Source organism: Streptomyces ossamyceticus (assembly GCF_001418475.1).
GTDB lineage: Bacteria > Actinomycetota > Actinomycetes > Streptomycetales > Streptomycetaceae > Streptomyces > Streptomyces ossamyceticus.
The window spans coordinates 1-6,720 of sequence record NZ_LIQX01000657.1 but is presented as its reverse complement, the minus strand read 5'-3'; the positions used below and the strand labels follow the sequence as shown (position 1 = coordinate 6,720).

The 6,720-nt window shown below is 71.2% G+C and carries 6 protein-coding genes and 2 tRNA genes; 6 read left to right on the top strand and 2 right to left on the bottom strand.

What is annotated here, in order from left to right:
- From AOK15_RS35955 to AOK15_RS44525, 6 genes are all read left to right on the top strand, one after another.
- Positions 1-943 (top strand): dihydrofolate reductase family protein (locus AOK15_RS35955; protein ID WP_055522647.1); only part of this gene is annotated, 943 nt, incomplete at its 5' end.
- 142 nt (positions 944-1,085) lie between these two features.
- Positions 1,086-1,159, top strand: a tRNA-Met gene (locus AOK15_RS35950).
- 233 nt (positions 1,160-1,392) lie between these two features.
- The gene (locus AOK15_RS35945; RefSeq protein ID WP_107099594.1) at positions 1,393-1,965 is read left to right on the top strand and encodes an RNA polymerase sigma factor; all 573 of its coding nucleotides are present in this window, start codon (positions 1,393-1,395) and stop codon (positions 1,963-1,965) included.
- Position 1,966: 1 nt separating this feature from the next.
- Entirely contained in the window at positions 1,967-2,746 is a 780-nt protein-coding gene (locus tag AOK15_RS35940) for a hypothetical protein (RefSeq protein WP_055522643.1), read from the top strand.
- Between the two features lie 319 nt (positions 2,747-3,065).
- Complete coding sequence (locus AOK15_RS35935; protein WP_240508752.1) at positions 3,066-3,695, top strand: hypothetical protein; 630 nt, start codon at positions 3,066-3,068, stop codon at positions 3,693-3,695.
- A 28-nt stretch (positions 3,696-3,723) separates the two neighbouring features.
- Positions 3,724-4,719: a hypothetical protein gene (locus tag AOK15_RS44525; protein ID WP_107099593.1), complete on the top strand. Its 996-nt coding sequence runs from the start codon at positions 3,724-3,726 to the stop codon at positions 4,717-4,719.
- A 175-nt stretch (positions 4,720-4,894) separates the two neighbouring features.
- On the opposite strand, the gene AOK15_RS35925 is transcribed toward AOK15_RS44525, so the two are convergent.
- Positions 4,895-4,967, bottom strand: a tRNA-Lys gene (locus AOK15_RS35925).
- Between the two features lie 219 nt (positions 4,968-5,186).
- Positions 5,187-6,707 (bottom strand): amino acid permease, encoded by a 1,521-nt coding sequence (locus tag AOK15_RS35920; protein ID WP_055522648.1) that lies wholly within the window; start codon positions 6,705-6,707, stop codon positions 5,187-5,189.
- Between the last annotated feature and the right edge of the window lie 13 nt (positions 6,708-6,720).

Genomic DNA, 6,720 nt, shown 5'->3' with positions numbered 1-6,720 from the left:
ACACCACCTTCTCGCCGCCGGTGTGCCAGAACTGGGCCTCGGGGTCCAGATCGCCGGACGCGCTGACCGTGACCTTCAGCGGGTACTCGGGAAGGCCGGCGGCGAGAAGGTGGTGTACACGACGGACAAGGGCGTGGAACGCCTCCGCACGCTGGGCCTGCCGTCCGGCGTGGACGTGGTCTCCGTCGGCCCCGACCTGGAGTGGCCCGCCGTCCTCGACCACCTCGGTGACGTACGCGGCGTGGCGCGGCTGATGGTCGAGGGCGGCGGACGCGTCCACACCCAACTGCTCCAGCAGGGCCTCGCGGACGAACTGCAGCTGGCCGTCGCACCGGTGTTCGTCGGCGAGGCCGAGGCGCCGCGGATGTTCGGAACGGGCGCCTACCCCGGAGGCCCCACGAGCCGGCTGCGGCTCGTGGAAACGCGACCGGTCGGCGACATCGTCCTCATCCGCTACGTCCCCTCGGTCCCCGGCACCGGCCCCACCGTCTCCGCCGCCGACCGCCACTGGCTGGCCCTGGCCTGCGAACTGGCCGCCGAGTGTCCGCCCTCCGGGACGGCGTTCAGCGTGGGCGCGGTCGTGGTCGCCGCGGACGGCACGGAGCTGGCCCGCGGCCACTCCCGCGAGGGCGGCGACCCCGTCGCCCACGCCGAGGAGGCGGCCCTCGCCAAGCTCGACCCCACGGACCCGCGCCTGGCCTCCGCCACGGTCTACAGCAGCCTGGAACCCTGCGCCCGCCGCGCCTCCCGCCCGGCCCCCTGCGCCCGGCTCATCCTCGACGCCGGTGTACGACGCGTCGTCACGGCCTGGCGCGAGCCGGACACCTTCGTGCCGGACGCCACGGCCCGGAACGCGGTCCTGGCCGAGGAGGGCGCGGTGGTCGTCGTCGTACCGGAGTACGAGGACCGGGCGAAGGAGCCGAACCGGCATCTGGTGGGCTGACAAGCAGAGGACGGGAGGGCAGGAGAGACCGGGGACGCCAGGGAGAACGAGGGGAACAGGCCCTCCGAGAACGGCTGTGTTCGGGGTCTCGACAAACCCGTGTGCTTCGAGCCCCGCGGATGACGTACACTGGTTTCAACGACGCGGGGTGGAGCAGCTCGGTAGCTCGCTGGGCTCATAACCCAGAGGTCGCAGGTTCAAATCCTGTCCCCGCTACTGAAAGACCCGGGGCCGGAATCCGATGAGGATTCCGGCCCCGGGTCTTTGTCTGCGTGCCGGAGATCAGGCCCTGACCGCGTACACCGTGCCGCTGCCGTTGCCCACGTACTCGGTGCCGACGGCCGCTGCCGGAGAGGCGTCATCACCGCCGCTGCCGATCCCGCTCCCGCTCCCGCTCCCGAACGTTTCCTCGGTGTCCTCCGTCGAATGAGAAAGGAGGGAAGGCGGGGATGGTCCGTAAGCACAGAACAGGACCGGCGGGGCTCACCGACGGGCGTGGCGCGGAGCCGGCGGCCATGCCGTCCGGGGCCGCGCTGTCGGAGGCCGCGGACGTCGAGCTGGTGCGTGCCGTACTGCTCCTCGGCGGAGTCCCGTGGGGCGAGCTCGACGACGGCGTGCAGCAGGTCCGTTTGAAGCTGCTGGAGACCCAGGCCCGGCAGACCGGAGAGGTGATCCGCAAGCGGCAGGCGTGGCTGTCGGTCGTGGCGTCCCGCGTCGCCGTCGACTGGCACCGGGCCCGCGCCCGCGACGCCGGCCTGCACGAACGGCTGGCCGCTCGCTGGCAGCAGCGCCCTCCGGTGGAGCACTCGGAGGAGGACAGGTTGCTGGCGCTGGCGGTGGCGGACGGGCTGGAAGGGCTGCCCGCCGTACAACGGCAGATCCTCGCCCTCCGCTTCTACACGGATCTGCCGGTACGGGAGATCGCACGGCTCCTCGACATACCCGAGGGCACGGTCAAGAGCCGGCTGCACACGGCGGTCGCTGCCATCGGGGCACGGCTGCGAGAGATGGAGGTGATTTGAGGTGAGCTATCAGCCCGAGTCGGACGAGGCCCTGCTGCGCCGGGCCTTCGCCCTGATCGGCGAGGAGGCGGCACGCCCCGATCCTCTCTCCTCGACATCCATCACCGAGGGGCGGGTGAGCGGCGCCGATCCGCAACGGGCCGGTGCCGGCGCAGTTCCTGCCAGCGGCTCAGTTCCGACCGACCGCTCTGGCCCGGACGACGGCTCTGGTCCGGACGACGGCTCTGGTCCGGACGGCGGCCCGAACTCCCGTACGGGAAGCGTGTGGTGGCGTCGGCGCAGGGTCGTCCTCGCGGGGCTCGTCTCCGCCGCCGCGCTCTGCGCCGGTGTCCTCGGGTCCACCCTGATCGACGGCGGGACCACGAACGCCGGCTCCGATCACTCGGGGGGCGGCGAGAACGCGTCCGGCAAGGGGCAGACCCTCCTCGAATGGATCGCCTGCGGGCGGACCATCGCGGAAGGGGACGTCGTGGCCGTGAAGCCGTCCTCGGAGGCGGGCCGGGTCGTCGTGACCTTCGACGTCCAGGACTGGATCAAGCCCGCCCGGGGCGCGGAACGCATCACCCTCGACGTGGTGGACCCCACCGAGGCAGGCCTCCGCGAGCCCTGGAAGGAGGGGCAGCACCTCCTGATCGTCGTCCCGGAACGGCGGGACCAGGAGACGGACGTCTTCCAGGGCGACCAACTCCAGTCGTATCGAGCCAAGATCGAGCAGGGCCTGCCCGAAGCGGCGGGCACCCAATGCCCTCCGGAGTGGAGGGATACGCCGGGGCAGGGCTAGCCGACGGCCGGACGGCCGGAAAACACGTGGCTGATACCAATCGCTTTGAAACGATTAACCCTTGACCTCGTGCGAACACAAGTGCGCTAATCGTGGCTCCAGTTGCCCGGGGGAAACACGCAACTGACCACATCTCGGCGGGGCGACCGACCGACCATGCCTCGCCGAGACCTCGCTCGCCCGCTGTCCGGCGGCCGCCACGGGCTGTTCGCCCGCGCCCGCCGGACCGGCGACACGCGTCCCCTCGGGCTGCTCGAGCCCGACCGCGAGCGAAACGAGGGGAACCGTGTCACCAGCCTCCGCGGCACCACCGAGATCCGTGCAGTCCCACCGCCGAAGGGCCGGCATCGCCGTCGCCCTGTCCGGCATCACCGTCATCGCCGCCGCTGCCGTCACCTGGGCCGCGGCGACCGACAACCTCGTCCCCACGAACAACTACACCGTCGGCTGCCTCACCGGCATGTCCGGCGGCACCGTCTGCCGCACCGACAACGCCGACGTCACCTACTACATGGACAGCGGCGGCAACGACAAGCTGGAGGACATCGACAAGGCGAACGTCCGGGTGGCCATCCAGGAGTTCCACGACAAGACCGACCTGAAGGTCAGCTACGACTCCTCGCCCTCCTGGACCGGGGATTCGGAGACGGACATCTACTACGCCGAGGCCACCGTCCCGGGCAGCGACGAGGGTCTCACCTGGTGCAACGACAACAGCCCCGGCGCCTTCAAGTGCGACCAGCAGTACGTCCGTATCGAGGGCGGCGGCCACTACAGCCCCGGCCTGTCCTGTCACGAGACGGGTCACGCCGTCGGCCTGCTCCACGGCGCCGAGGCCTCCCCCACACTGCCCAACCAGGACTCCAAGCTCGGCTGCATGAAGAAGACACCCGGGTTCGCCGACGGCCTCGGCACGAACAACCGGGAAAACATCAATGCCAACTACTGACGGGGCCGCGGGAAACACGGGGGAGAGCATGGAGAACGTGGAGAGGAACACGGCGGCCGCGAGGCGCGCCGTGGAGGACGCCGAGACCGCGGGCCAGGTGGAGCGGGGCGCGAGCGCGCAGCGGGGCGAGACCGTGGAAGGGGCCCCGGACGGGGCCGGAAGCGTGGCGGCCGACGGTGAGGGCGACCGCCGTGTGAGGCGGCTGAGCCGCGTCACACACCTCGCGACACTCGTCGGTACGGCCGCCGCCGTGACCGCCGCGGCGGTCTGCGTGACGGCCCTCGTCGCGCGGGACCCGTCGCGCGCCGAAGCGGCCGGCGGGACCGCGACGTCCGGCGGTCTGATCGTCGCGCACGGCAGCGACCGGCATCCGAGCCAGACGGCGGCGGACTGGGTGACCTACGCCGACCACGTGGTCGCCGTGACACCGGTCGCCGAGCGGGAGATCAGCCCGACGGCCGAGGAACTCGAGCACGGGGAGGGCCTGATCCTGCGCGACGTGACCCTCCGGGTCGACGACGTCCTCTGGTCCAGCGACACCCCGGACAAGCCGGCGCCGGCGTCGTTCGCGTGGGTGGCGCACGGCTGGCAGTTCACGGGCGGCGACACCGCCCACCGCGAGAAGATGACCGGCGAGGACCAGCCCCGGATCGAGCTGGGGCACAGCTACGTCATGGCCATCGAATGGCAGCCCCCGGTGTGCGCCGAGGGCGACGACGAGACACCCGGCCAGTGGCGGGGACTCGGCAGCGACTCGAACATCCCCTTCGACGGCAAGGTCCTCGGCCAGGGCGAGTCCCAGGGCTCGGTGACGTCGGCGACCCGCGCCCTGGCCGCGGCGAAGGCCGAGGACGACCCGGAGGACCCGAACCACTCCTTGGAGGACCAACTCACCGGCAAGGGCGCCCCGGACCTGGCGCGGGCCCTCCAGAACGCCGAGCCGAACTCCACCTCGTCCACGGGCTCGTCCGCCGCGAAGAAAAACGCCGCAGCCCGGACCGGGGCGACCACCGCCTGCGAGTAACCGCCCGGCCCCGCCTGATCCATCGCCGCGGGGGCGCCTGCCCGGCTCAACGGGCGGGCGCCCCCTGCGCACATCCGCTCACCCGGCCCGGAAAACACGTCGGCGCCCGAGCCGACCGAAGCCGACCCGAGCGCCGCACCGCAGGTCAGAGAGGCAGTGCCTCACCCGCGAACCGTAGGCCCTGTGGGACTCGAACCCACAACCAATGGATTAAAAGTCCACTGCTCTGCCAATTGAGCTAAGGGCCCAGGCGATGTTGCCTACCCGAGCATAGCCGGACGAGGCCGGGACTCCGATCGGGTATCGGTGACCCGGCCGCGTCGGGGCGCCGCAAAAAGGTTCGCCGCAGAACAGAACGGGCGGAAGATCGGCGGAAGCAGAGCGAAAAGGCGGGCGCGGGCCCGGCGGGGACGCCCGTTCGCGACACCCGGGCCCGCCGCGCGCCCCGCCCCGACGGCGCCCCCGCCCTACGGATCCACCGGCTCCGGCGCCCCCTTCCTGCCCTTCGCCCGCGCCACGTTCCGTTCGTGCTCGGGGTTGAGGAACCAGTGCCGGGCCGACGCGGTCCACCAGATCGCGGCGAAGCCGAGGACCACCAGGACCGCGACGGGGGCGTAGTTGAAGTTCTCCCAGGTGACGGGGGAGAGCTGGGGCAGCATGAAGAGGACGGTGATGACGAAGACCCAGGTCACCGAGATGACGCCGATCGTCCTCGACCAGCGGCCCAGATGCCACGGCCCCCGCTCGAACGCGTCGCCCTTGCGGAGCCGCAGGAGCGTCGGGATCACGTAGGCGATGTAGAGGCCGATGACCGCGATGGAGGTCACGGCCGCGTACGCCGTCACGTTGATCAGATACGGCAGGCCCAGGACGAGCGCGCCGCCCGCCGCCAGCCACACCGCCGCGACGGGCGTCCGGGTGCGCGGGCTGACCGTGTGCCAGACGTGCGAGAACGGCAGCGCGCCGTCGCGCGAGAAGGCGTAGATCATGCGGCTGTTGGCGGTCACGGACGCCATGCCGCAGAACAGCTGCGCGCCGATGACGACGAGGAGCAGCAGCTTCCCGGCGGTGGCGCCGAGCGCGTCCATGAGGATCTGGGCCGGCGGCACCCCCGTCGCGGACTTCAGGGCGCCGTCGTAGGACTGGATGGCGAAGGTGAAGCCGAGCAGCAGGACGAGTCCCGCTACCCAGGACGTCCAGATGGAGCGGACGATGCCCTTGGGGCCGGCCGTGGACGCGTCGTGGGTCTCCTCGGTCATGTGCGCGGAGGCGTCGTACCCGGTGAAGGTGTACTGCGCCATCAGCAGGCCCAGGAGGACGACGTAGAACGCGCTGCCCCAGCCCGTGTTGTTGACGAACTCGGTGAAGACGAACGACGCCGAGCGGTGCTCGTCGGGGACGATCGCGAGGGCGCCGACGATCACCACGACACCGAGGACGTGCCACCAGACGCTGATGCTGTTCAGCAGGCCGACGATGCGAACGCCGAAGGTGTTCAGCAGGCCGTGCAGCAGCAGGATCGCCGCGAACAGCAGGATCGTGCGGCCGGGCGTCACCTCGAAGCCGAACTCCAGGTTCAGGTACGCGGCGAGGAACGAGGCCGCGCCGAAGTCGATGCCGGCGGTCACCGCGACCTGGCCGAGGACGTTGAACCAGCCCGTGAACCACGCCCACGCCGCCGCCGTCCGGGGCGGCGCCAGCCGGTGCGACCAGAAGTACAGGCCCGCGGAGGTCGGGTACGCCGAGCAGATCTCGGCCATCGCGAGCCCGACGAACAGCGTCATCAGCCCGACCCCGACCCAGCCCCAGGTGATCACCGCCGGGCCGCCGGTGTTCATGCCGAACAGGTACAGGGTCATGCAGCCGGACAGGACCGAGATGATCGTGAAGGAGACCGCGTAGTTCGAGAACGCGGACATACGGCGTGCGAGGACCTGGGTGTAGCCCAGTTGGGCCAGTCGTTCCTCGTCCGACACCGTGACCGACACCGAGTCCGGGGCC